Source organism: Marinisporobacter balticus, assembly GCF_004345705.1.
Classification (GTDB): domain Bacteria; phylum Bacillota; class Clostridia; order Peptostreptococcales; family Thermotaleaceae; genus Marinisporobacter; species Marinisporobacter balticus.
The window spans coordinates 22,929-48,625 of record NZ_SLWV01000012.1; the positions used below are offsets into that span (position 1 = coordinate 22,929).

The following is a 25,697-nucleotide window of genomic DNA, read 5'->3' on the forward strand; positions in this document are numbered from 1 at the left end:
TTCTATCTGCTCATCACACGGAAATCATATCTTGTATATTATATCATAAAGTGTCGGGAACTTAAATATTTTGTCGTAAATATGCTTTATAATTTTGTTCACCTTCTCCTAAGGTATTTCATCGAGTCACCTTTTTAATAGAATCATTCCCAATAATATTACTAAATCATTGAATTTGTGTTCTAGCAAAAACGTATAAGCGATTTTATCACTTATACGTTTTCCTATATGCATTATTATTATACAACTATATTTTCTCATCTTAGATTGCGAGCACTAATTCTCTTAGAATCTTACAAGCAACCGCAGTCGAAACACCACTTGCATCATAATGAGGAGATAATTCTACAACATCAGCGCCTACAATATTCAAATTTTTTATTTCTTTTATCACTTGCATCATCTCATGAAAAGATATGCCTCCTGGTTCAATCGTACCTGTTCCTGAAAAAATAGAAGGATCTAAAATATCTAAATCTATGGTTACATATACAGGTGCATCCCCAATTTCTTTGATGGCTTCTTTAAGTCCTGCACAAGAGAACTTTGTTAACTTTGTATGTTTCTTTGCCCATTCAAATTCTTCCTTTTGTCCAGATCTTATGCCGAACTGATAAACTTTACCATCTCCAAGAAAATCCCATATTCTCTTTACAACCGTTGCATGAGATAATTTTTCTCCCATATAATCTTCTCTAAGGTCTGTATGTGCATCAAAGTGTAAAAGATGTAAATTTTTATGTTTTTTATGTACTGCTTCTACAGCAGGTAATGTAACTAGGTGTTCTCCACCAATCATTACTGGTATTTTGTTATCTTTTACAATATTTTGTGTAAAAGTATTGATCATTTCCAACACTTTTTTCGTGTTTCCAAAAGGAAAATCCAAATCTCCCGCATCAAACACTGCGATATCTTCTAAATCCTTATCTAAATAGGGACTATAGGTTTCTAATCCAAAAGATTCATTTCTCATGATGTTTGGTGCAAATCTGGTCCCTGGTCGAAATGAAGTGGTTCCATCGAAGGGGCTACCAAATACAACAATATTTGCATCTTTATATTCATTATCAAATCCTAAGAAAGTCAAGATATTTTTAGATCGTTCCAGTTTCAATCATCTCCTTAACATAGTTCGGAAGAGCAAAAGACCCTACATGCAGTTGTGTGTTATAGTATTTTGTCTTGAGTCCCAAATCATTCCATTTTTTTTCATCCAAATCTTTTACTGGATGTAACTTTTTAGATGCAAATCCAAATAACCAGTGTCCTGAAGGATAAGTCGGTATATGTGCTTGATAAACCTCTGCGATAGGGAAAATATCTTTTATTTTTCTACTTGCTCGAATCATTTCCTGTGCATCCTCTTCATAGTAAGGACTTTCATTTTGATTTACCAATATGCCTTCTTCTGTTAATGTTTTATAACAATTTTTATAGAATTCTGTTGTAAAAAGCCCTTCTCCAGGTCCTATAGGATCTGTTGAATCTACAATAATCAAATCATATACACTTTCTTTTCCTTCTACAAACTTAATACCATCTTCAAAATATAAGTTTACGCGTGGATCATCTAATCTACATGCCGTAATATCAAAATGCTCTCTTGAAGCCGCAACAACCACTTCATCAATTTCTACCATGTCAATTTTTTCTATCGTTTTATATCTTGTAAGTTCTCTAACCGTTCCACCATCTCCAGCACCAATCACCAAAACTTTCTTGATATTTGGGTTTGTAGCCATAGGCACATGCGTAATCATATCATGATAAATAAATTCATCTTTTTCTGTTACCATCACAAGTCCATCTATTGTAAGCAACTTTCCAAATTCATAAGTATCCAAAACATCTATTTGTTGAAATGGACTTTTTTTAGAATAAAGATGTTTTTTTACTTTCATCGAAAGTCTAACATGCTCTGTTTGCTCTTCTGTATACCATAGTTCCATATTTATTCCTCCTCTTTTCTTAAGTACTCATTATATATTTATTTAAATCTTACCCCTTCATTTTCTGAAGAATGTGCATAAAAATCAAAATGAAGGTGGACTAGATACCCATAATACAAGCGCTTTTCTTTTAAAACTATTCTCTAGATAATGTTCTTGATGCGATTTAAAATAAAAGCTCTCGCCTTTGTTTACTCTATATTTTGTTTCTCCTAAGCATACATATACACTACCAGATAGAACATATCCAAATTCTTCTCCTTCATGAGGGTTTTCAATATTGCTGGTTCCACCAATTTCTAATGTAATGCGTATGGGTTCCATACTATTTTTTTGTGCATTTGAAATTAACCAATCAATTTTATTGCCTAATTTATCATTCTCACTAGAAAAAATTTCATCTTCTCTATATACAACCTTCGTTTCTTCTGATTCACTAAAAAATTTCCTTATATCTGTTCCTAATGCTTCAAGAATATCCATTAAAGTAGCTATAGAAGGAGATGTTAAATTTCTCTCTATTTGAGAAATAAACCCCTTTGTAAGATCTGCTCTTATGGCCAATTCTTCTTGGGTCAAACGATTTAAAAGTCTAAGGCTTTTAATTTTACTCCCAATATCCATCTTTGTGCTCCAATCTAATGCTTCTTCTTTATTTAAACTCCTTATGTTATATATTTACTATTAGTAAACTTTCTGTTTACTTCTATTAAAGTTTATCAATATTAAATATACTATATATTTTGATTATGTCAATAGTTCTGATATGAATTTCTTACAATCTATCGTTTTTATAAAAACTATAAGAGATAGTATCCCCAAAATACTATCTCTTATAAATAATTTCATCAAATTCCTAGAACCTTAATATTTTCTACATAAGGATCTTGTGTATCCGTAAGCATACTATGCTGACTTTTCAAAAACTTTATATAATGAATCATTTCTCTATTTATTCGTTCCCCCGGTGTTACAATAGGGATGCCTGGTGGATACGCCATAATAGATTCTCCACTGATTTCTCCTTCGGACGCTTCTAGTTTTACAAATTTCTTCCTAGCATAAAAAGCATTTCGTGGTGAAACAATGACTTGTGGGTTTTCTAATACAATTTTTGCATATTGTATTTGAACACTTTCATTGCTTCTATATTTTTGACTTAAATCCCTCAAAGCTTCAATTAACGCATTCAATGATTTTTCATCATCCCCTACACTAACAATCGCTAAGATATTTAAAGCATCTCCAAGTTCAACTTGAATATTATATTCATCCCTCAACAGATCATAAGCTTCAAATCCTGTGATACCAATCCCAGTTACATTTATAGACAATTTTGTTTCATCAAAATTAAAAACACCAGGTTGACCTACTAACTCTTTTCCAAAAGCATAGAGCCCTTCAATACGATTGATTTCATCTCTAGCTTCCCTTGTAATCTTTAATATTCTATAAAATACATCTTCTCCTTGTTTTACAAGCATCTTTCTTGCCACATCTAGACTTGCCATTAAAAGATAGGAGGCACTTGTAGTTTGTGTTAAATTTAATATTGTTTTTACCGTATTTTTATCAATTAATCCTTCATTTAATAATAAGGCAGAACTCTGTGATAGAGAACCCCCTGTTTTGTGTAAGCTTACAGCAGCCATATCCGCTCCTAATTCCATTGCCCCCATAGGAAGTTCTTCGTGAAATGGAAAGTGTGCACCATGTGCCTCATCTACTAAAACTGCCATACCATGTTTATGTGCAAGTTTCACAATCTGTTTCACGTCGGATGTAGCTCCATAATAGGTAGGATTGATAATAAATACTGCTTTTGCATCTGAATTTTTAGCTATAGCCATCTCTACACTCTCTAAGGATATGCCCATAGCAATACCAAGTTTTTCATTGGTTTCAGGTTGTATATATACAGGTAAAGCACCACTTAATATGAGTGCATTGGTCGCTGATTTATGTGCATTTCTAGGTAGAATAATTTTATCTCCTGGCTGACATACACTCATAATCATAGCCTGAACTGCCGATGTAGTTCCATTTACACTAAAAAATGCATGATCTGAACAATAAGCATCTGCCATTAATTCCTCAGCTTCTTTGATCACACTAATAGGATTACTAATATTATCAAGTGGCTTCATAGAATTCACATCTATCTCTAGCACCTTTTCTCCTACAAATTGGGCAAACTCTGGTATTCCTTTTCCGTGCTTATGTCCTGGCACATCAAAGGGAATAACATTTTTTTCATGATACGCTTTTAAAGCATCAAATAATGGCGTATTGTTTTGATTACGTAACATTTTCGGTCACCTTCTTTTCTTAAAAAATTCCCATGTCGCTATGGCAGCTACTGATTTTACCAACGAAATTTCAAAGAAAATCTTTTAATTTTTTCGTTGCTCAAATTTTTTGAAAAATATTTACTATGCTAGTTGTATACATTCTAAAAACTTTATACTTTTATGTTAATAAAAATACAGTATAAGTTATGTTATAATATTGATTTTCTATTGTCAATAGATTAATTTTTTACAAATACTTTTTTATCTATTATGCCAAATTTTTAAAATGTTACCCTCTATCGTATAAATTCTTTCCAAGAAAAAAAGCAAGGAATTTTTCCTTGCTCCCTTGCTCCCTTACTCATTTTTTAAAAATATATTTTTATTTTCATCACATAAAATACGTTTTTTCGTATTATCAACAATCGTTCTTAGCTCTACTTTTCCACCCCAAAGTGTTGCAGCATATCTTAAGGTTTCATAAGCATATGCTAACTCTAATTCTCTCCCATCAAATTCATGAACCAATAAAAGCGAACGGTCTTTAGGAGATGCTTCTACTACTTTGATACAAGGAATTGATCCCATGCCCGTATTACTTGCCAAAGTATTTCTTATTGCTTTGTATCCTTCTTCATCTGATATTTCCTCTATTTCAACCTCTTTCGCTCTACTATGGTACTGAAAAAGATTCATTTCCCTGCACAATTCTTCCGTAAGATATCTTCGAATAAAAGACTGATCTCTTTCCATTTTACGAACTTCAAATATCTTTTCTCTACCATATTTTTCTTCAATTTTTTCGAAAATCTTAAATCCTACATAATAGGGATTCACATTCCCCAAGAAAGGTCTAATTACCTGATTGTGACGATTCAAAAATTCTATATGAAGATTTTGAGGCAATTTTAATTGATTTAAAATTTTATAATGCCAGTAACTTGCCCAGCCCTCATTCATAATCTTCGTTTCAATCTGAGGAATAAAATACGCTGTCTCTTCTTTTACAATACTTAATATATCCCGCTCCCATTCCTCAAGTTTTCCATATTCGATCATAAATCCCATAAGATCTTCAATAGGCTCTAGGGGAATCTTTTCTAAATCTGGAAAAGGAATATCTTTTTTTTCTTCAAGAATACTTGTATGCTTTATTTCATCATAATACTTTTTAAGCATTCTTTTCTTTTTTTCCTCTTCAGAAATTTTTTTAATCCCTATCACTCTCGAAGTCTGAAATTTTAGTGCATGGGCAGCATCCAGTATTCTTTCTACCCGCTCATATCCAATGCTAGGATCTTGTATATAGCTTCGAATACGATCGGCATGATTTTTAAACCGCTCATTAGTGTAATCTGCTCTCGTTCCATCACAAAACAAACGATTATTTTTAAAAAAATCATTGTGTCCATATACATGAGCCATGGTAAGAATTTGCAAAAGCAAAGTATTATCCCGCATTAAATATCCGATACAAGGATTTGAATTAATCACCATTTCATAAGGAAGTCCTTCTACATTATACTTATAGAGCGTCTTTTTTCTTTCATATGCCTTCCCATAACTCCAATGTGCATAATGAGAAGGCATCCCTACATAAGCTTCATAACAAATCATATCTTCATAACAGCATATTTCAAACTCTTGTGGATAACAATCTAGGTTTTCGTCCTTTACAATCTTTTCTATTCTTTCATTCCATGCTTCTAGCTCTTTAAGCGTATACTTTCTCATAGTCAAAATTATTATTCCTCAAGCCCTTTTTCTTTGTCCAATAATCTTCTGAGAGCAGGAACAATATCCTCCTTTCTTGACATTGTGACAATCGAAAAGTTTGGGTATTTCACATTTAAATTAAACTGGGCTTTAATGGTACTCATTCGCGTATAGTATCCTGGAACAATCTCTCCATACCCAAAAAGATTACAGATTTCACACAATTTCTTTGCAGATGCTACCGCATTTTTGTTATCTTCCGTCCAATTATCCCCATCACTACAATGGAATGCATAGACATTCCAAACTTCAGGATTATATCTTTTTTCAATAATTTCTAAAGCTTTTTCATAACCGCTACTAATATAGGTTCCTCCTGACTCTCCCTTATGGAAAAATTCATCCTCACTTACTTCCTTCCCTACGGTAGTATGCGCTACAAATACAATCTCCACATGTACATACTTTAGTTTTACAAACTGATACAAAAGAAAATAAAAGCTTCGTGCCAAATATTTTTTTGTAAGAGTCATAGATCCAGAAGTATCCATAATGCAAACAATGACTGCATTACTCTCTCGTCTTACGTCTTGTCGTACACGGTAATATCTTAAATCATCTTCTTTAAAAGGGAATCTTTTCTCTTCTTCATTATTGTCAATATTTTGGTTTTGCCCTCTTTCATATGCTTTTTTCCGCTTGATTCTCTCAACTACAGATCTCTTTTTCGCAAGCCTTGGAGGAATGCCTTTTCTTTGATATCCTAATCGTTTAAAGTTTTTTTCAGATTCTATCTCACTAAACTTCTTTCTTTTCATAAATGGCAAGTTCAAATCCTCAAATAAATACTGTATTAATTCCTCAAGGGTAATCTCTGTTTCATAAATATCTTCACCCTCAGAATTCCCAGCTTTTTCTTGACCTTCCTTCATAATATCCTTGCCTATTTTATCTCCTCTTTTTTCATTTCCCGTCCCTGAGCCCGTTCCTTTTTTGTTTTTCCCATATATAAACTGATATTCTTTAATTCCCTTTATAGGTACTTTAATCTTTTTATTTTTACTTTGCCCAATAATACTTTCTTCTGCAATAATATTTCCGATATTTTTCTTAATAGAATCTTCTACTAATTCTCTATGTCTTCTTCGATCTTCTGCCGATCGGTCTCTTCCTCTGCTGTCAAACTCTCGGAATATGGCCACATACTCACCTCCGTCCCCTTATCCATACTTTATTTTTAATCCTTCCATAGATTATTTGCAGCATACTTAAGAATTACATTACAACATTGATCACAATATCCATTTTTTTTCATTTCCTCTACCATGGCATCATATTTTTTATTTTGATCCTTATCCCGAACTTTACTCCTAGTAATCACTCTACTTAGTTCCTTTACAGAGGATGTTAATTTCTTCTCAATCGCTTCTTTTAATGGCTCATAGCTCTTATACTCCAGCTTGCTTCCACTACGTATTAAATAAAACATATAAGAAGTCACATCTTGCCTAAATCCATTCGCTGCACTTTTAGTAATACCAATTTGTTCTTCAATAGACCGCAAGAAATCCTCGTCCGGTTCTAATTCTTCCCCTGTACTGCGATCCTTTATTTTTGTTTTATTCACATAGGCTTCTGAATGATCTAAGTAATTATTGAATAAATCTTCTGCCTGTTCCTGGTATCCATGTATAAATGCCTTTGTTACTTCTTTTTCAAGGATCTTGTGATATTCTTTTTTAATAATACTTTGCAGGAAATTCAAATATTTTTTCTTGTCCTCATCCCCAATAGCCATTTCTTTTACAGATTTTACCAATACTTCAAGAACTGAGATGGGATGAATGCAATTATGTTCTGATTCTGCCATTGCATTATCTAGTGCTTTCATAATAAATCTTGTAGATATTCCTGTCATCCCTTCCCTAGGGGCTTCCTCTCGAATTTCTAGTATATCTACTTTTTTAGTCGTTCCTTTTTCTACAATTTCTTCTCCATTATATATTTTTAGTTTCGTAAGTGGATCAACCTTCGTTGAAGCCGCAAGTCTTGTTAATATAGCAAACATAGAAGCTACTTCAATGGTACGAGGTGCAATATGGGCCGTAAACTTACTATTTTTGATAATTTTTTCATAAATTTTTACTTCTTCATTTAATTCAAGACAATAAGGTATTTCCACTTTTACAATCCTATCTAAAATGGCTTCATTTGTATGATCTGATTTAAATTTGTTCCACTCTGATTCATTCGAATGTGCCAAAATCACACCATCAAAATATATCATTGATCCTTTCCCTGGAGATGGAATGCTCTTTTCTTGGGTTGCAGTAATCATCGTGTGCAAATACTCTACTTCATTTTTAAATACCTCTATAAATTCTACAAGTCCACGATTCCCCACATTAAATGCACCATTTAGTGATAGCACCCTTGGATCATCTTCAGGGTATAGGTCTAGTTTTGAAATATCTACGGAGCCTATTAATACAGAGGTATCCTGATTATTAGGGTCAACAGGTGGAACTACCCCTACTCCTTTTCTAGATCTGATACTAAAATCAATTGTCTCTACAGGAACTTTTTCAAATTCTCCATTATATTCATTTTTTAATCTGTAGCGACAAACTGGACACAAATCCCCTTCTATTTTTACATCCAATAGTTTTTCAAACTGTTCTCTCAGATGTTTTGGCACAAGATGAAGGGGTTCCTCTCTCATAGGACATCCTTTGATTGTATATACAGGTGATCCTATCTCTAAAGCTTTCTTTAATGCTTCCAACAGTGAGGATTTTCCAGCACCTACAGGTCCAACTAAGTAAAGTACCTGTCTAGATTCTTCCCCTTTCATGGCTGCTGTGTGAAAATATCTTACGATTTTCATCAAGCTTGTATCGATGCCAAAGAAATCATCCTTAAAAAAATTATATTTTTTAATTTGTTCATTTCCATAGATTCTTCTAAGTCTTGGATTTTCTTCCGTATTGATGGTATCTACACCCTTTTCCATGATTCTTTCATACATTCTTTGATGCGCTAACATACATAAAGAAGGATTTTCTTTCAAAATTTTGAGATAATCTAGAAATGCCCCTTCAAAACGTTGCTTTATCCGTTCTTCCCTATCTTTCTTAATAATTGCAGAAAAATCCATCATAATATTTTTAAGCCCTCCTTTTCTAGAAAACACCATAATATTTGATTTGAATTATTACCATTTTACTGATCAAATAAATATATTCTCGCTTGTAATAATATGTATGTTCCTGTTTTCTATTTTAAAACTATAAATTTTTTGAATCTCTTCATATCCAAAATCTATGTATGTAATTATATAAAGGATTGGGCTATTGCCTAATCCTTTATATACAAAATTTTATATTAAATTAATCTCAATTCATCAACCCTATTTGTCTTCAAACTTATTTTTACACTTCCAAAACAGTTCCTGTACAATTCACAAAAAAATTATCACATTTATCACTAAACATTTGCACTGCTTTTTCTCCTGTACAATGAGATATGCCGATCAATTTAATATTCATTTCTTCTAAACATGTTATTGTTTTATGAATACGTTCTTCATTCGCTTCTACAAGGTGTGTTCCTCCCATCACCCCATATATTTTTTCCCCTGTTCTTTTTGTAATTGTATCGACTATATTTAAAATTCCAGGATGTGAACACCCAAGTAAAATCAAAAGCCCTTTTTCTGTATCTACAACTACAACGATTTCATCATCAAAAGGATCTACTATGTATGCTTCTCCTTTTTTGATTTTCATCCTTGGATTAAGTATTTCAAAATCATGACTTCTTTTAAAATTCGTAAAGATAGATACATGCTCACTAAGCTTTACCCTATCACCATTCACATAGTTGATCTTTAATTTTTTATCTTTTATAAACGCTTCATCAAAGTCTATACCTATATATCGATATTCTAAAGCATCTACATAACGGTGCTTATCACTATTTACAAAAAATTTTGCACTTACATAAAATGCTGGATGCACATGAAAAGTATCTAAAAACCTCCTGACACCTCCACAATGATCATAATGCGCATGACTCAATACCAAATAATCTGTATTTTTCAAATCAATACCTAGATCTTTTGCATTTTCAACAAATGCCCCTGTTTTTCCCGTATCAAATAGAATATTTCCTTCAGGTGTTTCTATATAAAAAGATAGTCCATGTTCATGCTGCAGTCCTTTATTCTCTCCCAAAGAATTTTCTATGATGGTTGTAATTTTCATAAATAAACTCCCTCCTATTTGTTTTTTCAAGCATTATATATCTCCATAACATTGTATCTATCGTTACAGTTAAATTATACCTTATTTTATATATATAAACAAAATATAAACAGTCTGCTCTCACATACTACTCTTTAATTATATATGTATCTAATCTTTCTCTAAATCTTTATAAAAATGTATATTTCAAGTTCATTCTATCACAATGTCTTCGACGATTAATAACCATTTGTAACTGCATAATTTTAAAAAAAAATAGAGAATATCGCCAACGATATTCTCTATTTTCATTGCTATACCTCTTATTTATATTCTTCTTATTTATATTCTTCTTTTTTGTCTTTAATAGTGTCATATACTTGATCTAATGTGTGTTTATGTTTATTGAGTAAATCTTCTAATTTCTTTTGCATGTCCTCATGTGTTGGGATAAATGCTAAGATTACTTCCCAAGTCGGATTATACGTTTCATCTATTTCTTTGCACGATAACGCTACATCTTTTAATATATCTTCATCATAATAGTCTAAAATAGCAGAAAACTCCCAATCCTCCACATCTTTATCTGTTGTAATTCTTACATAAACAAGATCCTTTTCGTCTTCATGCATCATATAAATTCGCTCTATTAAATTTCCATGATTGGTAATGGTATAATTCTCTATTTCTTTTTCTAACAGCCCACTCTCTTTATTTTTTTCCATAAGTATTACAGAAAAAGATTCCATAACTTTTACACCTCTTTTTTAATATTTGGATTATAACTTTAATTTTTCCAAATATCTATAAATTTATAATAATAACAGAACAGTTGCTAATTAAAACCTTTGATTAATTGTTGTAATACAAACTATCTGACGGATACTGCGGATCACAAGTAACATCAATACCAAGTTTTCTAAATGTTTGTTCGTCATTTGTATTTAAAATTGTTGTGGAGTGCGCTTGGCATCCTTTAAGCATAGCTAATTTTTCCATAGCTACTTGGGCCATTGGATTTGTTGCTGCACTAATACTTAGTGCAATTAAAATTTCTTCACAAGTTAAAGCTGTAATTTTGCTTTCAAATGTTTTGGATTTAAGATTAATAATTGGCTCAAGGATGACTGGTGAAATTAAATGAATCTCATCCGTAATATTCGCAACATGTTTAATAGCATTTAAGACTGCTGCTGCTGCTGCATCCATGGTATTTGAGCTTTTACCTGTTAAAATTGTCCCATCATGAAGTTCAAGGGCTACTGCAGGGCATTGCTCATTTTTACATAATTCTTCCTTTAACTTAGCGCATCTTTCTCTCGCTGGTATAACGACCTTACGGTCCTCAGCCTTTAGGTTCAATTCTTCCATAATCAACTTTGCTCTATGGAAAGTCTCTAAATCAACATACCCCTTTTTGTACTCACAACCTGTTTTAAAATATCTTCTAATAATTTCTTGTCTAGAAGCTTCTTTTACAACCTCATCATCAATAATACCAAATCCAACTTGGTTCACACCCATATCCGTAGGAGATTTATAGACAGCTTCTTCCCCTGTGATTTTTTCAATAATTCTCCTAAGTACAGGGAATGTTTCAATATCACGATTATAATTTACTGTAATCTTATTGTAAGCATCGAAATGAAAAGCGTCTATCATATTAACATCCTTTAGGTCAACTGTCGCTGACTCATAAGCAATATTTAAAGGATGCTTTAGTGGCACATTCCAAACGGGGAATGTTTCAAATTTAGAATATCCTACCACTTTCCCAAGCTTATACTCATGATATAGCTGGCTTAAGCAAGTAGCGAGCTTTCCACTACCAGGCCCTGGTGCAGTTACAACCACAATAGGCTTTGTCGTTTCAATGTATGGATTCTTTCCATATCCCTCATCACTCACAATCATATCTACATCTGTAGGGTACCCTTTTGTTGCACGGTGGGTATATACCTTAATCCCTCTTCTCTCTAGTTTGTTCATAAATACTGTCGTTGCAGGCTGATTATCATACCTGGTAATAACAACACTATTGACGTCTAGCTCATAAGATCTAAGATCATCAATCAATCTTAAAACATCCATATCGTAAGTTATTCCAAAATCGCCACGAATTTTGTTTCTTTCGATATCTCCAGCATAAACACAAATAACAACCTCAACTTTTTCCTTCAGTTTATGAAGCAACTTGATCTTCGCGTTTTCATCAAAACCCGGAAGTACCCTCTTTGCATGTAAATCAAATAACAGTTTCCCTCCAAACTCCAAATAAAGTTTGTCATAATTATTCACTCTTTCAAGTATAAACTTTGATTGTTCTTCTAAATATTTTTTTGGATCAAATCCTATTTTCATAACTGACCTCACTATTCTTTAATTATTCTTTGACTATTTTAACATGAAATGGACTGAATGATAATGACTATTTTCAACATTTTTTTGTTTTTTAATAAATTATTTAGAAAAACACTAAATCTAGTCTAAACTATCTTATTTTGTAAAAATCCGTTACAACCAATGTATCTTACTTTCTTCATCATTTCAAAGAGCGCTTACATTTCTAGATTATTTACTTATCTTTAGTCCTAATTTTATTTCCTGTAAAAGAGCTTTGCTATTTTTTTATACCATTTTTAATAAAATCCATCCGTTCATCTATTAATTTTAATACACTATCTTGATGATCTGCATCTATATTTTCTAAAAACCGATCTGCTAGAGTCATGTCTATCCCTCTTATCAATTGAGCTATGAGTTTTACATCCCTATCTGAACGAATGTTTCTATTCTTAATATCATTAGACAATGTATTTATCATAAAATCATCTCACATATCATTATATTTCTCCCGTATGACCTTATAGTCATATATTTTATTTTATTTTGTCAATGAATATTTCACAGACGACAACAGCTTTCTACATATTTTCAAATAATTTTTTAGTATAATCTACTCGTACCATATTGTTCAAGCTATATCTTTCAATTAAAAATTTCAATAAAGGAGAGATTCTAATGACAAAAGTAAAGATACGTTCAAAGCATGTTGCATCTGTAGGTTATGATTCTATTGACCAAATATTAGAAATCACATTTATCTCTGGCGAAACCTATCACCATCATGGAGTTCCCAAATCTGCTTATACCAGCTTAATCCATTCAGAACATCCTGGATACTATCTTCTCTCTCGTATTAGAAATACATATCCTTATAAAAAAGTAGTTTAAAATCGAGTAGAAGGTAAATAATTATTTTATTTACCGAACTCTCACACTACCAAGCATACCCATCCCACTTCCTTCAGATTCCACCTCACGATGGACACCCTTGTCATTGGCTAACATCTATATCACCTTGGGCGCTCGGGACTTTTATCCTATAGATTGCGCCCATGCTGGTATTCCATGAGCTGCTACCATTGTAACGCCTAGCATAAGAATAAACGGAAGCATCATTCCAAATGTTGGGACTGTTCCAGCAATCATCATCACACCCATAGACAACAATACTAAAGTAATCGTATCTCTAGCCAAATGGATTGTAGCACATAGTGGAATAACAAAATCTATAACATCTTTATCTATATCATTTTTTTCTGCACTTTTCATTGTAACTGAAATCGTTGCTGCTGAAGATTATGTACCAACTGCTGTAAATTTTGTAACACCTATTGTATAGTTCGCATATGCTATAATTATAAGTTTCTAAAAAAACACATATTCCATAAGGAGGTGCGAAGAGTTGGCTGAAAAATCTTTTTTGGGAATGTTTGATAGCAACGCTACCCTATTGTTCTTCTTTTTACTATTAGTAGTTTTGTTCTTCGGTGGCGGTGGCAGTCTCTTTGAAAAATATTAGCTGGAATTGGGATTACTTTCCCAATTCTCTTTACATAGTTTTCAAATTAAACATCCATTCTCCCTTTTATGATCAGGCGCAATCCTGATCTCTTTTGATCATTCCTCTCTTTTATATAAATAACAAAACCTCTGTTTATAAACAGAGGTTTTGTTATTTTTTCTTACTATTGGTGGAGATGATGGGGCTCGAACCCACGACCCCTTGAATGCCATTCAAGTACTCTCCCAATCTGAGCTACATCCCCACTTCCAATTTTGTTTACAATTTAATCATACAATAATAATTTCTATATTTCAACTCCGAATATTTTTTCTCCCTTTTACATCCTATGCTATAGATAAACACCATTAAAATTTCAAGTTATTTATCTATAGCTTAACTTTTCTATTAATTCCTCTATATCTTTCGGTACAGAGGCTTTTATCTCTACTCTATCGTTTGTTCTTGGTTGATAAAAACTTAGCATCTCTGCATGTAGCGCTTGTCTTTTTATAAGATTTTCATCTACATATCCATATAATTCATCTCCAAAAATAGGATATCCTATATAAGACATATGCACACGAATCTGATGGGTTCTTCCAGTTTCTAATTTAATCCGAAGGACAGTACCTCCCTTTAATCGATTGACTACTTTATAATGGGTAACGGAACGTTGTCCCTCCTCATAAACCCTCCTTCGAATCTCTTCTGTATCTGGTCTTCCAATAGGCTCACAGATTGTTCCCTCATGGTTTTCTACATCTCCCTTTACTACAGCTAAGTAGATTTTCTCTATCCGATTTTCTTGCATTTGCTTTGATAATTCTTGTTGGGCAAATGGGTTTTTTGCAATAATAATAAGTCCGGAAGTATCTCGATCTAATCGGTTAACAAATCTTATTTTAAAATTTTGTTTTTTCTCTTTCATATAATATACAATGGCATTTGCCATAGTTCCTGTAGGATGCCCCTTTGTAGGATGTACAACAATGCCAGGCTGTTTATTTACAATTAATAAGTCTACATCTTCATACACAACTTCTATTGGAATATCTTCAGGTTCGAATTGATTTGGTTCTTCTTCCATAATAATTTTGACAAGGTCACCCTTCCTTAGTTTTGCATGAAAACTAATCCGATTGTCATTGACAAATATAGATTTCTTTCTTTTAAGTTTTCTTACTAATCTGCTAGATAATCTCATTTGCTCATAGAGTATTTCTTTTAATTCCATTCCTGTATGTGCTTCTTCTAACTGAAATGTGATAATATTCGAACTGATTTCATTTGATTCTTTTTTCATTAAATCCACCTACTATCTTTATAATTCTATTCTTTATTATATTGTTTCCTTACACTGACGTCAATTTAAAATAATCTATTGACTTACTGCTATCATTTCTTTAAAATAAAATCTTCCCATAATATAAAATATACAGACTATTTTTATTTTGTTTTACAAATAATCTTTATATACATCTTTTAAAATTCTTTCACAAGCATACTAAATATGTTACAATATACACGATATTTCAAAATACCAAAATAAGGTTGAGGTGACAACCATGTCTAATATCCAAACACGTATCATTAATATTGTATCTAACAATCGCGATATTTCAAAAGAAACGGGTAGAATTTTAAAACACAAACTTGAAAAAAATGGTTTCTTTGTGCCAGAGATATTCGACGCAAATGCGGATTTGATTGTGTGTATTGGTGGAGATGGTTCTTTTCTGCGAACATTGCATGAGAATAATTTTCCTGATATTCCCATAATCGGAATAAATACAGGTCACTTAGGTTTTTTTCAGGAGCTATCTCCCTATCAATTAGATGAATTTATCTTTCGCTATGAAAAAGGTGATTATATTACACAAGAACTTCATCTTGTTGAAGCCATTATATGTACAAAAAAACACTGTGTTGAAATTGTAGGCATCAACGAAATAGCTATAAAAGGCGATAAATCTCGAACCCTTCACTTAAATATTTCTTTAGATGATAGTTTTTTAGAAAAATTTAGTGGCGATGGCGTTTTGGTAGCCACGCCTACTGGCAGTACAGCTTATAATTATTCTCTCGGTGGAAGCATCGTAGATCCAAGACTTGATTTATTACAAATTACACCCATCGCACCTATTGCCACTACTGCATATCGATCCTTTACTTCTAGTATTATTGTTCCTAAAGATTCTACTATAAAGATCTATCCTGAGTATGCTTTTGAAAACTCTATTCTCATCATTACAGATGGCATGGAATATAAGCATGATAAAATTGAGGAAATTCACTTAAGAATGTCCGATCTAAAGCCCAAAATATTACGACTAAAAACCTATGACTTTTGGAACAAAGCAAAAGAAAAGTTTTTATAACTAAAATAAGAGGCAGAATATCTGCCTCTTAAATATCATAATGTAGAATTAATTCAGTTCCACTTGATTTTTCATTTACAATCAAGAAATGATTATATTGTAACTCACAGTATTCCATCAACTCTTGCATCTTACATCCACGCTTTTGTACCTCTAAAACATCTACATGCACTTCATCCCATCCAAAATATTTTAATTTATTCAGTGCATCCTTGCTAATTAATTCTGAAGGTAGCGACCCAAATATATTTCCTCTCAATACTTCATGGGTTTTCCAAAATTTATTATGGATATCCAAGACTTTTGCATCCTTAAGTTCAGAAGTTCTCATTTCAGCAAATTCTTCTAAATATGTCCCCTCATAGTAATTCTTCTTTAATATAGGTTTATAAATAAAAGGAATCATATTGATATTTTCTACTTTTATATCATTCGATACTTTCTTTTTCTCTTCTAATTGCGTTTTTATATTTTTGCAGGCATGCATCATATCGTCTATTAATTTTGTTATTTTAATTTTATTCCCTGTTGCAATGGCCCGATCAATTTGATCCGAAATACTTTTTATGTCCTGTATTCTTTCTTTCATTTAAATCTCCTTCCGATGCAATCATAAGTATTCTTAATTTATTATAGCATTAAAATAAAAAAAAAGGATACATTTATAAGAATATATACTACCTATTCTACACATACTTTATCTAACTTATTAAACTGTATGCATAGGAGGTACACACATGAAATGTCCTGAATGCAATAATGGCAAATTAATTTTAAAGGATATCGTCGTCTATGAGTATCTATATGATATTAGAGAAGATGGAAAAGTAAAGTGGACCAATAATGAAGGGTATACTTCTTATTTATTCATGGACAGAAAGCAGAAGGATTTCAAACAATCTGTCCAGTGTAATCATTGTCAAAAAATATTTGACCATATTATTGAAAGAAATCCTAATATGGATATGGTTATACTAAAAAAAGCAATTCACGCAAACAGTTCTGTCTCTAATGATCTATTAGTTTAAAAGTGAAAAGATATTGATAGACACACTCACCTGTCAATATCTTTTCATAAGCTCTTCAAATTTTGAACTTACTTCTCCTTCTGCCCAAATTTTATGAAATTCTCCTAATTTATAAAAGTATAGTTCTTCTGTTTTCTTTTCAAATCTCCATAAACCAGCTTGAAAAGTATATTCTCCCACTCTTAAGATATCTTCAATCATCCGCGTGTTTTCCATATACAATTCTTCATAAGTTTCTTTTAAATTTTTATATTCTAACCCCATTCTAAGATACGTATCTATTGCCATTGCTTGTAATATCCAATTATAATCACGCATCTGTCTAATGGAGAGTTTTCTATAATACTTTTCTTTTATAAATATGGTAGTCTCTATATCCTCTGTAAGCCTATATCCTTTTTCAAAGTTTGAAAAAAGGTTTTGATCTATGGGTATATATCCTTCTTTCTCAAAAGGTTTTATAAGTGCTTGAATCATTTCTTTTTCTTCAATTTTGTTTAAAAATCTTTCTAATTCAGCTTCATCAAATTCCTTTTCTAAAGCTAAATTATATAAAATATCTATATATATCTCCCTATTGATCCATATCCAATCCATCTCTTTAAAATCAACCACATCTAAAATTTTCTTTAATGGAGTTTGGACTATTTTTTCTAAAATAAAAGTTTTCAAATTATCACCACCATATAATTTCTACTAAACAAATAACTTAAATCGATATAAAACATATTTTAACATATCCTTGTGCAAAATACTATAGAATGGTTACAAAATAGTTTTTATATACCCTATACGATAATCTAATAATCAAAATCTTACTATAACGTATCAGAAAAACACGCATATTTTATATATATATTAAAAAAAACGTATAATTTCTTTAGATAATAGTTAAAACTTCACATAAAAGTGGTATAATATTCATTTGGGAGGGAAACCACATGAACATATTATTTTTTACCGTATCGGCTGGAGAAGGCCACAATCAAGTTTCTAAAACAGTAGCTGATTATATAAAAAATCATTACGCCAATCATAATGTAAAAATTATTGATACTTTCAATTATATGCATCCTCATCTTCACAAAATAATCATTGAGACATATATGAAGTCCATTAAGTATATGCCTGCTTTATATCGGTTTATTTATAACCGATCTGAGGTTACAGATAGTTCTATCTCTGATGTGAGTGAATTTTTAAATCAAGTTATATTATCTAGAAAGCTATCAAAGTTACTCTCAGATTTTCAACCAGATGTAATTGCTTGTACCCATCCTTTTCCTGCTGAAGCCCTTTCTGTAATGAAACGAAAAGGAAAAATCAATATGCCTCTGGTTACAATCCTTACAGACTATACAATCCACCCAAGTTGGATTAATAAAGAGGTAGATTATTATATTCTTCCCTCTGAAACTTTTGCTTATCAATTTCAGTACTGGGAGATCCCAACTGAAAAAGCAAGATTTTTCGGCATCCCTATAGATGAAAAATTTAATAGCCAACCAAATAGGCATCAATTATGTTCCAAACTTGATATTACAAATACCTTTACAGCGCTCATTATGGGTGGTGGTTTAGGTCTCGGAAATATTACAGAAACGCTAAACTATTTATTTACATATAATGTAAATATTCAATTATTGGTTGTTACAGGTAAAAATGAAGATTTATATAACTATCTTTCAAAAATTAATAGACCCAACCTAAAAGCGTTTGGCTTTGTCAACAATATTGACGAACTCATGAGCGTATCCGATCTTATTATCACAAAACCTGGCGGAATCACACTCACTGAATCTCTTAATAAGGAACTTCCTATTATTGTTACATCCAAGTTACCTGGTCAAGAGGAGAGAAATACAGAGTTCATACTCAACCATGGGATAGGCATGATCGCCACTAGCCCTAATTCTCTTATCTCTTGTATTAATTTATTAAAAGATGATCAAGAAAAATACAATGTATTTAAGCAAAATATGTCTAGATTAAAAAAAACAAAAGCTACAAAAGATATTGCCGAATTCTTATTAGCTTTATGTTTAGAAAAAACAAAGAATTTGCTTTGTATCTGATTCTTATGTAAAACGCATAAGGTATACCACCCCTATGCGTTTCATCATTTTTTCACTATTATGATTCTATTTCCACTTTGGTATATTGAACTGGCTATTTTTAATTCTTTCTCCCTCTTTTTCTGAAACAATATACCCAGAAATTCCTTTATGATCATATTCTTTTACTTGGTTTATTGCTTCGCTTCTTGTCATAGGCTTTGAAGTTGATGTATCTGTTTTAATCACATACATTTTATCCATTTTTTTCCTCCTTGTTTTTTAATGAATACTTCTTTTATCTAGTATGCTCCATTTTTTTAAATCTTTCTAAAACTCTTTCCATTTTCATCGTCGTACTTTCTAACCTTTTATTTTATAGCTTATACAAAATAGTAAAATCTACGCATGCATTTTTTGTAAATTTCATTTTATTATACTTATTTTGCCTTGTATCATATCTTAAAAAGGTGCATATACTTTTATTAAAGCTATGAGGAGGGTTGTTATGCAAGAACACTATCTTAATCCACTAAAAGAACTAAATTATGCAAATCTTACACAAGAAGAAGCAAACAAATTAATAACTTTTGAAAAACAATTCAATAATGATCTTCATAAACAAGTATATTTTATGGTAATGGAAAAATAATTTTATCCAGTTTTAAACACCCACTTATAAAAGTGGGTGTTCTATTGAAACGCGTTATCAATTATTATAGCAATATATTTTTTATCTTTTCCCCATAATATCTAAAAATTCTATATTCTTTTTCCTTACATATTCCATAGAAGCAGCGTCTCCATGTCCAGGATAAATAGTCATACAATCATCCCATTTTGAAATCTTATTGCGAATAGCATTTTTCATTGCATTTTCATTGCCACCTTCTAAATCTGTTCTCCCTAGATCAATATTAAAGATTGTATCTCCTGTAAATATGATATGTTCATTTCTCACCTTCAAACAAATACCTCCAGGTGTATGCCCTGGTGTATGGATCACTTCTAAAACAATCCATGATGCTTCTATTGTATCTCCATCTATCAGTGATCTATCCGGTGTAATAGAAATAGCCTCTCTACAACTACTTATCGAGTGATTGATAGAAGGATTTTTTAATCCTGCTACATCTTTTTTATGTATATATATAGGCATATTGTATTTTTTCTTTAATGAAAGTGTAGCACCTATATGATCATAATGATAATGGGTTAAAATAATCCCTATTGGTTTTAAATATTTTTTATCAATATATTGTATAAAAGTCTTAGGTTCATCACCCGGATCTATGATAAAAGCTTCTAAACTATTTTCATCATAAAGAATATATGCATTTGTTTCAATCATGCCCACAATAAATCTCTTTAACTTCATATAAAAACTCCTTTTCGTTATATTCTTATCAAAATAAGCCCTACAGCTTCACTGTAAGGCTCATTTAATTTTTTTTGGAGCGGGCAACGGGAATCGAACCCGCACAACTGGCTTGGGAAGCCAGGACTCTACCATTAAGCTATGCCCGCATCTTTCATTGATTATATTATAGTCTCCACAAGTACGAATGTCAATACTTGTAATTTTTTCATATGAAAAACCTAAGGAAATCATATCCTTAGGTTTTTTTCAAAATTACATAACTCTGTTAGTAAGTTGTGTTTTGGCTACCACTGTTCTGAACTTTTTGTCTTGCTTGTTGAATTTCTAGTTGATCTATAGCAGTAGAGTTAGTAAGACTTCCAGATATACCAGCGTTCATTCCTGATGTCATTCCTTGTCCAGCCACTCCTACGTTCCCCATTTTTTGCTTTGCATTTTGCTTTTCATTTTGTTCAACAGCATTTACATTTTTTAAGTTCGGAACATTTCCCATATTATACATGTTTGGCATTCCTCCACTTGTAATTTTGGTAAGCTATATGCTTACATAATATAGTATGTGTTATTTAGAATAGACTATGTCTTGTAAAATTTTATTTTATTTGATAAAACTAACAATTAATTTATTTCTACGTTTGTTGCTTATCTTTTCGCTGACTATTAATAAGTGAGCCTATGAAAAATACTATCTTTTAAAAATTTTATAACATCTTTGTATTTTTCTTTATTTCTTTGGAATAATAATAAATGAAGTCATGAAAAAGGAGTTGAAGCAATGGACACATTTGCTCTTTTATTAATCATAATAGGTGCACTCAATTGGGGGTTGATTGGCTTATTTCGATTTGATTTAGTCGCTACTTTATTTGGTGGACAAATGAGCATTCTAAGTAGAATCATTTATTCACTTGTCGGATTAGGTGGCATTTATGCAATTAGCTTTCTATTTAGAGAAAGAGAAAAAATTAGAAAATAAAAATAGAGAGTATAGCCTACTCTCTATTTTTATCCTAAAATAAAATCGTAACTTTATTTATAAATTGTATCTATTTTTATTTTGATAAGATTCTAATAAACGTATCGATTTTTCTCATTTGCCCGTTATCTAGTAAATTATTCATTTCTTTGAGCATTTGAAGTTTTTTTATCATTCCTTTCTTCTCTGCTGTAGAAAAACCATCTATCATTTTATACATTTCTTCTTCAATTTCACGTTGTGATTTATTTTTATATTTATCTGCTAAGTTTGAGAATTGTTCTAACTGATCATCTGTAGCATACATGTTGCGCGCAATTTTTTCTAACTTCTTATTCATTCCATTTCTTCTTTTCATCCTATTCCTCCTTCATGAACTATTTACTTATCCTTTTGCAATACTATTTTATGTAGTCCATTTTTATCCGTTACCGTTTGTCTGAAAAAAAGCGAAAAAAAATAAGGATTAGATAAAATCTAATCCTATAGTTTATATGCAAATTCATTTAATTTATCTGCCAAACTAGATAGATCGTTGATCTTTGCTGTAATTTCTTCAGTTCCTGCAGCCTGTTCCTGTGTCAATGCCCCATTTTTCTCTACCATTTGAAGTATCTGTGTAACACTTCCTCGAATTTCTTTTAGCACAGAAGCAATCCGATCTACTGAATTATTACTAGAAATTGCTAATTTTCTTATTTCTTCCGCTACAACTTGAAATCCTCTACCCGCATCACCTGCCCTTGCGGCTTCAATCGCTGCATTTAAACCTAATAAATTTGTTTGCTTTGCAACTTGTTGTACAAATCCAACTACTTGGTCTGTTTCTTTTGCTTTTGTTAATGTCCCATTAACAGAATCAATCATTCCTTCTCCTGAAGTAGCAATTTCTTCTGCATTAGAAGATATTTGTGTGATTGTTTTTGTTATTTCATTTAAAGAATTTGCTAATTTTTTAATAATATCCAAAATTTCCTGCCGATCACTTATATTCTTAACTGTACAAATTGCTCCTATAATTTCTCCATGTTTATCTTTTAGAGGTGTTGCCGTACCTGACATAAGTATCCCATGTACGTGCTTTGGGATTACAACAGTAATTTTTTTCTTTTGTTTAATCGCCTGAAGCAATGCCAGATGACTCTTTAATATATCCCCTTCTTTCACACGCAATTGTACATTTTCTCCTGGAACACACTTCAATACTTTCTCTTTATCACTTATTGCTACTGCTAAATCGTCCTCTGTAAAGTCATTTACATACGAAGCTATTTCTATATATCTTTCCAGTAATTCATGCATCTATATTCCTCCTCAAATTGTATTTTCTTCTATACGCTGCTAATAATTTTGTTCTTTATTAAATCTTAATGTTTGTATAAAGCCCTTAATTTTACTAAGAAAGTCACTCCCTTAGAAACTCACATCAAATTAAACTATATATATTTGCATCTACAAATTAAAATTTTCGGTTCCTCAGTTATATATAATTCTACTTTTTCATCGTATGTCCTGCAAAAAAAAAAATCTTATCTATGATAAGAAAAATTTTTTATAGCATCAGTATGCCATCATCTTTAATGAGGATCTGCAATATTTTTTGTTCTTCTCCAGTTTCTGCATTGATATATATCAAAAATGCATCCTCTTGGTATTTTGTCTTAAATTCATAACACAATACTTCCTTCCCCCCTTCAGTTGGTATAATAGCCAATCTCGGTTCGGAAGTTTCGGTGTAAATATTTATTTTATCTTTTGCTTCATCTATACTTATTTTAGGATCAGTAATATTTCTTTTATAATGATTAAAGAGGTACCCTTCCGCCTCAAATCCCACAATTCGTCCATCATCTAACGCAACTTTAACCTTCACTAAATCTGTATACATAGTCACATCATCTTGCATATAGGCAAAATTAATGAGTAATTGTCCATCATATTTTAGTGAATAGGTAGGTATCATATTTTCATATCCTTTTTTGCTTAAAAAGTTTTGTGCAATTGCAATTCCTTGCTTTTCTGAAATTTTCACCTCTTTTATTTTACCTGTGTCTAACATCCATAAAACATGTCCCCCTGTTTTCGTAATTGCCATTGTCATTAATTTTTTTTCATTTCCTAAAGGTTTTAAATTTAATAAATATGCAGGCATTCTATTGTTCCCTATTTCTCCTATACTATCTACTTCATATTTTCTTCCATCTTCTACAAAATCTTTTGCGATCTTTTCTATTTCATCTTTTTCAACACTTCTTCCCCGTAAATTAGATTTTCTTTTTTTTGTATGTTCTGAAAAAGGACCATCATAAATTAATTCTGGATACGCTTGCATTTTTTCTTCAATATTTAAAAAACTTGTGGTAAGCATATTTTCATTTGCTTTTTTTAGTTGTTGATTCACTTTTTTTCTTAACTCCCCAATGCGCATTCCATCATCTGCCATATTCTTTTGTAAAGAGATCAATTGTTGGGATAAGTAATTCGCATAATTATGTAATTCTTCAATCATCTTTTTTTCATCTTGGTTTAAAGGTTTCCCTTCAAGGTTGTTTCTTGCAAGTGCTGCACTTAAATCCCCTACTTGACTTAAAAATTTTTCTGTTCTGCTAACATTTCCATGTGCAATAGGTAGCTGTGTCAATTTTTCCTGTGCATCATAACATAGATACCTCGTATCTGAAAACAATAGTACATTTTGCTTTGGAGAACCTGTCACCCTTATTTTGGATAGATTTACTTGTATGTTTTCTACATCTACTACCATATCGTGAAACATTCTTTGAAATTGATTTTCTAAAAAAACATTATGTTCTCTATTTTGCTGATACTGGGTATACCCCCATATACCAGTCCCTAAACAAGAGACCACTAACGCTAAAAAAACTCCCTTTTTCATATAAACATTCCTCATTTCTATTCGTGTGCAAACCAATGCTTTCCAATTTTTAAAGTTACTTCTCTTGTCCATATCCATCTGCTTGTAGAAGTAGCCGGATTCCAATAATAGATAGCGCCACCTGTAGGGTCCCATCCATTTAAGCAGTCTCTTGCTGCTTTAAAAGATTCTGCATTAGGCTTTAAATATATTTGTCCATCATCGACTGCAGTAAAAGCACCTGGTTGATAAATGGTACTGGCTATAGAGTTTGGAAAGGATGGATGTTTTACCCTATTTAAAATCACTGCACCTACAGCAACCTTTCCTACATAAGGTTCTCCTCTCGCTTCTCCATGTATAGCCATTGCAAGTAAAGATATATCATCATTTCTAGAAACCCCTCTACTTGTAGGTGTATATGCTTCTTTAGCAGTTTTTCCACTTATTCCTAATGCTTTTTTTGTATTGCTGCCTATAATCCCATCACCCTTTAATCCATTTTTTTTCTGGAATTTGGTAACAGCCGTATATGTTTTTGATCCATATATACCATCTACTGCGCCATAATAGTACCCCCATTGCTTTAATTTCTGTTGCGCGCGTTTCACCAAATCATTGTACTTTGTCGTAGTTGTTTTTGTAGTCATTCCTAATGCTTTTCTTGTCTGAGTCCCTACTTTTCCATCTACTACAAGTCCATTTTTTTTCTGAAAGTTAACAATCGCTTGATACGTTTTTTTCCCATAAGCACCATCTATATTTCCAGTATAATATCCCCAATTTTTCAATTTTGTTTGCACGACTCTTACTTCTTCTCCTCTAGATCCCCATGAGAGACTACCTGCGTATATTGTATCTATAAAAATATTGCCTATTAAAAAGCTTATCATTAAAGTAACACATGTAATTATTGTAACTTTTCTCAATCATTTCCCCTCCTAACATATTC

At 31.7% G+C, this 25,697-nt stretch carries 27 protein-coding genes, 2 tRNA genes and 1 pseudogene; 6 read left to right on the plus strand and 24 right to left on the minus strand.

Annotated features, from left to right (window positions below; translation table 11 throughout):
* Positions 1-262: 262 nt before the first annotated feature.
* The 11 genes from speB to EV214_RS09885 form a co-directional block, all read right to left on the minus strand.
* On the minus strand, positions 263-1,117 hold the full coding sequence (speB, locus tag EV214_RS09835) for an agmatinase (protein ID WP_330571290.1): 855 nt from the start codon (positions 1,115-1,117) through the stop codon (positions 263-265).
* The gene (gene speE / locus EV214_RS09840; protein ID WP_132245257.1) at positions 1,098-1,952 is read right to left on the minus strand and encodes a polyamine aminopropyltransferase; all 855 of its coding nucleotides are present in this window, start codon (positions 1,950-1,952) and stop codon (positions 1,098-1,100) included. The genes speB and speE overlap by 20 nt, the downstream gene beginning before the upstream one ends.
* An 84-nt stretch (positions 1,953-2,036) precedes the next feature.
* On the minus strand, positions 2,037-2,576 hold the full coding sequence (locus tag EV214_RS09845) for a helix-turn-helix domain-containing protein (protein ID WP_132245259.1): 540 nt from the start codon (positions 2,574-2,576) through the stop codon (positions 2,037-2,039).
* A gap of 224 nt (positions 2,577-2,800) precedes the next feature.
* Positions 2,801-4,261 (minus strand): aminotransferase class I/II-fold pyridoxal phosphate-dependent enzyme, encoded by a 1,461-nt coding sequence (locus EV214_RS09850; RefSeq protein WP_132245261.1) that lies wholly within the window; start codon positions 4,259-4,261, stop codon positions 2,801-2,803.
* A gap of 339 nt (positions 4,262-4,600) precedes the next feature.
* A complete protein-coding gene (locus EV214_RS09855; RefSeq protein ID WP_132245263.1) occupies positions 4,601-5,977 on the minus strand; it encodes a SpoVR family protein in 1,377 nt (458 codons plus the stop codon).
* An 11-nt stretch (positions 5,978-5,988) separates the two neighbouring features.
* Positions 5,989-7,161, minus strand: a complete 1,173-nt coding sequence (gene yhbH / locus EV214_RS09860; RefSeq protein ID WP_132245265.1) for a sporulation protein YhbH — start codon at positions 7,159-7,161, stop codon at positions 5,989-5,991.
* 35 nt (positions 7,162-7,196) lie between these two features.
* A complete protein-coding gene (locus EV214_RS09865) occupies positions 7,197-9,119 on the minus strand; it encodes a PrkA family serine protein kinase (RefSeq protein WP_330571291.1) in 1,923 nt (640 codons plus the stop codon).
* Positions 9,120-9,390: 271 nt separating this feature from the next.
* Entirely contained in the window at positions 9,391-10,224 is an 834-nt protein-coding gene (locus tag EV214_RS09870; RefSeq protein ID WP_132245267.1) for an MBL fold metallo-hydrolase, read from the minus strand.
* A gap of 317 nt (positions 10,225-10,541) precedes the next feature.
* Complete coding sequence (locus tag EV214_RS09875) at positions 10,542-10,952, minus strand: DUF6762 family protein (protein WP_165916323.1); 411 nt, start codon at positions 10,950-10,952, stop codon at positions 10,542-10,544.
* Between the two features lie 103 nt (positions 10,953-11,055).
* Positions 11,056-12,564, minus strand: a complete 1,509-nt coding sequence (locus EV214_RS09880; protein WP_132245271.1) for a DUF1846 domain-containing protein — start codon at positions 12,562-12,564, stop codon at positions 11,056-11,058.
* Between the two features lie 259 nt (positions 12,565-12,823).
* Positions 12,824-13,027: a hypothetical protein gene (locus EV214_RS09885; RefSeq protein WP_132245273.1), complete on the minus strand. Its 204-nt coding sequence runs from the start codon at positions 13,025-13,027 to the stop codon at positions 12,824-12,826.
* A gap of 197 nt (positions 13,028-13,224) precedes the next feature.
* Between EV214_RS09885 and EV214_RS09890 the strand changes: the two genes are divergently transcribed.
* On the plus strand, positions 13,225-13,437 hold the full coding sequence (locus EV214_RS09890; protein WP_132245275.1) for a KTSC domain-containing protein: 213 nt from the start codon (positions 13,225-13,227) through the stop codon (positions 13,435-13,437).
* A 144-nt stretch (positions 13,438-13,581) separates the two neighbouring features.
* On the opposite strand, the pseudogene EV214_RS09895 reads toward EV214_RS09890, so the two are convergent.
* From EV214_RS09895 to EV214_RS09905, 3 genes and pseudogenes are all read right to left on the minus strand, one after another.
* Positions 13,582-13,833: pseudogene (locus EV214_RS09895) on the minus strand (cation:dicarboxylate symporter family transporter); the annotation flags it as partial.
* A gap of 405 nt (positions 13,834-14,238) precedes the next feature.
* A tRNA-Ala gene (locus EV214_RS09900) sits at positions 14,239-14,315 on the minus strand.
* Between the two features lie 120 nt (positions 14,316-14,435).
* Entirely contained in the window at positions 14,436-15,356 is a 921-nt protein-coding gene (locus tag EV214_RS09905; RefSeq protein WP_243116612.1) for an RluA family pseudouridine synthase, read from the minus strand.
* Between the two features lie 262 nt (positions 15,357-15,618).
* Between EV214_RS09905 and EV214_RS09910 the strand changes: the two genes are divergently transcribed.
* Complete coding sequence (locus EV214_RS09910) at positions 15,619-16,431, plus strand: NAD(+)/NADH kinase (protein ID WP_132245279.1); 813 nt, start codon at positions 15,619-15,621, stop codon at positions 16,429-16,431.
* Positions 16,432-16,459: 28 nt separating this feature from the next.
* On the opposite strand, the gene EV214_RS09915 is transcribed toward EV214_RS09910, so the two are convergent.
* Complete coding sequence (locus tag EV214_RS09915; protein ID WP_132245281.1) at positions 16,460-17,020, minus strand: hypothetical protein; 561 nt, start codon at positions 17,018-17,020, stop codon at positions 16,460-16,462.
* Positions 17,021-17,168: 148 nt separating this feature from the next.
* On the opposite strand from EV214_RS09915, the gene EV214_RS09920 reads away from it, so the two are divergent.
* On the plus strand, positions 17,169-17,459 hold the full coding sequence (locus tag EV214_RS09920; RefSeq protein WP_132245283.1) for a hypothetical protein: 291 nt from the start codon (positions 17,169-17,171) through the stop codon (positions 17,457-17,459).
* Positions 17,460-17,492: 33 nt separating this feature from the next.
* On the opposite strand, the gene EV214_RS09925 is transcribed toward EV214_RS09920, so the two are convergent.
* Positions 17,493-18,131 (minus strand): hypothetical protein, encoded by a 639-nt coding sequence (locus EV214_RS09925; RefSeq protein WP_132245285.1) that lies wholly within the window; start codon positions 18,129-18,131, stop codon positions 17,493-17,495.
* A 269-nt stretch (positions 18,132-18,400) separates the two neighbouring features.
* Here EV214_RS09925 and EV214_RS09930 point away from each other — a divergent pair, with 269 nt between their 5' ends.
* On the plus strand, positions 18,401-19,534 hold the full coding sequence (locus tag EV214_RS09930; RefSeq protein WP_132245287.1) for an MGDG synthase family glycosyltransferase: 1,134 nt from the start codon (positions 18,401-18,403) through the stop codon (positions 19,532-19,534).
* Between the two features lie 66 nt (positions 19,535-19,600).
* Here the strand turns inward: EV214_RS09930 and EV214_RS18730 are convergent, their stop codons facing one another.
* Positions 19,601-19,777, minus strand: coding sequence for a hypothetical protein (locus EV214_RS18730; protein WP_165916324.1), 177 nt, complete (start codon positions 19,775-19,777; stop codon positions 19,601-19,603).
* 244 nt (positions 19,778-20,021) lie between these two features.
* Here EV214_RS18730 and EV214_RS09935 point away from each other — a divergent pair, with 244 nt between their 5' ends.
* Positions 20,022-20,165: a polynucleotide phosphorylase gene (locus EV214_RS09935; protein ID WP_132245289.1), complete on the plus strand. Its 144-nt coding sequence runs from the start codon at positions 20,022-20,024 to the stop codon at positions 20,163-20,165.
* A gap of 81 nt (positions 20,166-20,246) precedes the next feature.
* Here EV214_RS09935 and EV214_RS09940 read toward each other — a convergent pair whose 3' ends face one another.
* The 3 genes from EV214_RS09940 to EV214_RS09950 form a co-directional block, all read right to left on the minus strand.
* Positions 20,247-20,891: an MBL fold metallo-hydrolase gene (locus EV214_RS09940; protein ID WP_132245291.1), complete on the minus strand. Its 645-nt coding sequence runs from the start codon at positions 20,889-20,891 to the stop codon at positions 20,247-20,249.
* Positions 20,892-20,966: 75 nt separating this feature from the next.
* A tRNA-Gly gene (locus EV214_RS09945) sits at positions 20,967-21,040 on the minus strand.
* 119 nt (positions 21,041-21,159) lie between these two features.
* Positions 21,160-21,405 (minus strand): hypothetical protein, encoded by a 246-nt coding sequence (locus EV214_RS09950; protein ID WP_132245293.1) that lies wholly within the window; start codon positions 21,403-21,405, stop codon positions 21,160-21,162.
* 264 nt (positions 21,406-21,669) lie between these two features.
* Here EV214_RS09950 and EV214_RS09955 point away from each other — a divergent pair, with 264 nt between their 5' ends.
* Positions 21,670-21,870 (plus strand): DUF378 domain-containing protein, encoded by a 201-nt coding sequence (locus tag EV214_RS09955; RefSeq protein ID WP_132245295.1) that lies wholly within the window; start codon positions 21,670-21,672, stop codon positions 21,868-21,870.
* A gap of 76 nt (positions 21,871-21,946) precedes the next feature.
* Here the strand turns inward: EV214_RS09955 and EV214_RS09960 are convergent, their stop codons facing one another.
* The 4 genes from EV214_RS09960 to sleB all read right to left on the minus strand — a co-directional run bounded on the left by EV214_RS09960 (position 21,947) and on the right by sleB (position 25,674).
* Positions 21,947-22,228: a hypothetical protein gene (locus tag EV214_RS09960; protein ID WP_132245297.1), complete on the minus strand. Its 282-nt coding sequence runs from the start codon at positions 22,226-22,228 to the stop codon at positions 21,947-21,949.
* Positions 22,229-22,353: 125 nt separating this feature from the next.
* Positions 22,354-23,172 carry a methyl-accepting chemotaxis protein gene (locus EV214_RS09965; RefSeq protein ID WP_132245299.1) on the minus strand — a complete coding sequence of 273 codons (819 nt, stop codon included), beginning with the start codon at positions 23,170-23,172 and terminating at the stop codon, positions 22,354-22,356.
* A 250-nt stretch (positions 23,173-23,422) separates the two neighbouring features.
* Complete coding sequence (ypeB, locus tag EV214_RS09970) at positions 23,423-24,766, minus strand: germination protein YpeB (protein ID WP_165916325.1); 1,344 nt, start codon at positions 24,764-24,766, stop codon at positions 23,423-23,425.
* A 17-nt stretch (positions 24,767-24,783) separates the two neighbouring features.
* Positions 24,784-25,674, minus strand: coding sequence for a spore cortex-lytic enzyme (sleB, locus tag EV214_RS09975; RefSeq protein ID WP_132245303.1), 891 nt, complete (start codon positions 25,672-25,674; stop codon positions 24,784-24,786).
* Positions 25,675-25,697 lie beyond the last annotated feature (23 nt).

Bases quoted from the DNA above. Each gene is read 5' to 3' on its own strand.
- speE (WP_132245257.1), bottom strand. From the start codon at position 1,952: ATGGAACTATGGTATACAGAAGAGCAAACAGAGCATGTTAGACTTTCG.
- EV214_RS09845 (WP_132245259.1), bottom strand. From the start codon at position 2,576: ATGGATATTGGGAGTAAAATTAAAAGCCTTAGACTTTTAAATCGTTTG.
- EV214_RS09850 (WP_132245261.1), bottom strand. From the start codon at position 4,261: ATGTTACGTAATCAAAACAATACGCCATTATTTGATGCTTTAAAAGCG.
- EV214_RS09855 (WP_132245263.1), bottom strand. From the start codon at position 5,977: ATGAGAAAGTATACGCTTAAAGAGCTAGAAGCATGGAATGAAAGAATA.
- EV214_RS09865 (WP_330571291.1), bottom strand. From the start codon at position 9,119: ATGATGGATTTTTCTGCAATTATTAAGAAAGATAGGGAAGAACGGATA.
- EV214_RS09870 (WP_132245267.1), bottom strand. From the start codon at position 10,224: ATGAAAATTACAACCATCATAGAAAATTCTTTGGGAGAGAATAAAGGA.
- EV214_RS09875 (WP_165916323.1), bottom strand. From the start codon at position 10,952: ATGGAATCTTTTTCTGTAATACTTATGGAAAAAAATAAAGAGAGTGGG.
- EV214_RS09880 (WP_132245271.1), bottom strand. From the start codon at position 12,564: ATGAAAATAGGATTTGATCCAAAAAAATATTTAGAAGAACAATCAAAG.
- EV214_RS09885 (WP_132245273.1), bottom strand. From the start codon at position 13,027: ATGATAAATACATTGTCTAATGATATTAAGAATAGAAACATTCGTTCA.
- EV214_RS09890 (WP_132245275.1), top strand. From the start codon at position 13,225: ATGACAAAAGTAAAGATACGTTCAAAGCATGTTGCATCTGTAGGTTAT.
- EV214_RS09905 (WP_243116612.1), bottom strand. From the start codon at position 15,356: ATGAAAAAAGAATCAAATGAAATCAGTTCGAATATTATCACATTTCAG.
- EV214_RS09910 (WP_132245279.1), top strand. From the start codon at position 15,619: ATGTCTAATATCCAAACACGTATCATTAATATTGTATCTAACAATCGC.
- EV214_RS09915 (WP_132245281.1), bottom strand. From the start codon at position 17,020: ATGAAAGAAAGAATACAGGACATAAAAAGTATTTCGGATCAAATTGAT.
- EV214_RS09920 (WP_132245283.1), top strand. From the start codon at position 17,169: ATGAAATGTCCTGAATGCAATAATGGCAAATTAATTTTAAAGGATATC.
- EV214_RS09930 (WP_132245287.1), top strand. From the start codon at position 18,401: ATGAACATATTATTTTTTACCGTATCGGCTGGAGAAGGCCACAATCAA.
- EV214_RS18730 (WP_165916324.1), bottom strand. From the start codon at position 19,777: ATGGATAAAATGTATGTGATTAAAACAGATACATCAACTTCAAAGCCT.
- EV214_RS09935 (WP_132245289.1), top strand. From the start codon at position 20,022: ATGCAAGAACACTATCTTAATCCACTAAAAGAACTAAATTATGCAAAT.
- EV214_RS09940 (WP_132245291.1), bottom strand. From the start codon at position 20,891: ATGAAGTTAAAGAGATTTATTGTGGGCATGATTGAAACAAATGCATAT.
- EV214_RS09950 (WP_132245293.1), bottom strand. From the start codon at position 21,405: ATGCCAAACATGTATAATATGGGAAATGTTCCGAACTTAAAAAATGTA.
- EV214_RS09955 (WP_132245295.1), top strand. From the start codon at position 21,670: ATGGACACATTTGCTCTTTTATTAATCATAATAGGTGCACTCAATTGG.
- EV214_RS09960 (WP_132245297.1), bottom strand. From the start codon at position 22,228: ATGAAAAGAAGAAATGGAATGAATAAGAAGTTAGAAAAAATTGCGCGC.
- EV214_RS09965 (WP_132245299.1), bottom strand. From the start codon at position 23,172: ATGCATGAATTACTGGAAAGATATATAGAAATAGCTTCGTATGTAAAT.
- ypeB (WP_165916325.1), bottom strand. From the start codon at position 24,766: ATGAAAAAGGGAGTTTTTTTAGCGTTAGTGGTCTCTTGTTTAGGGACT.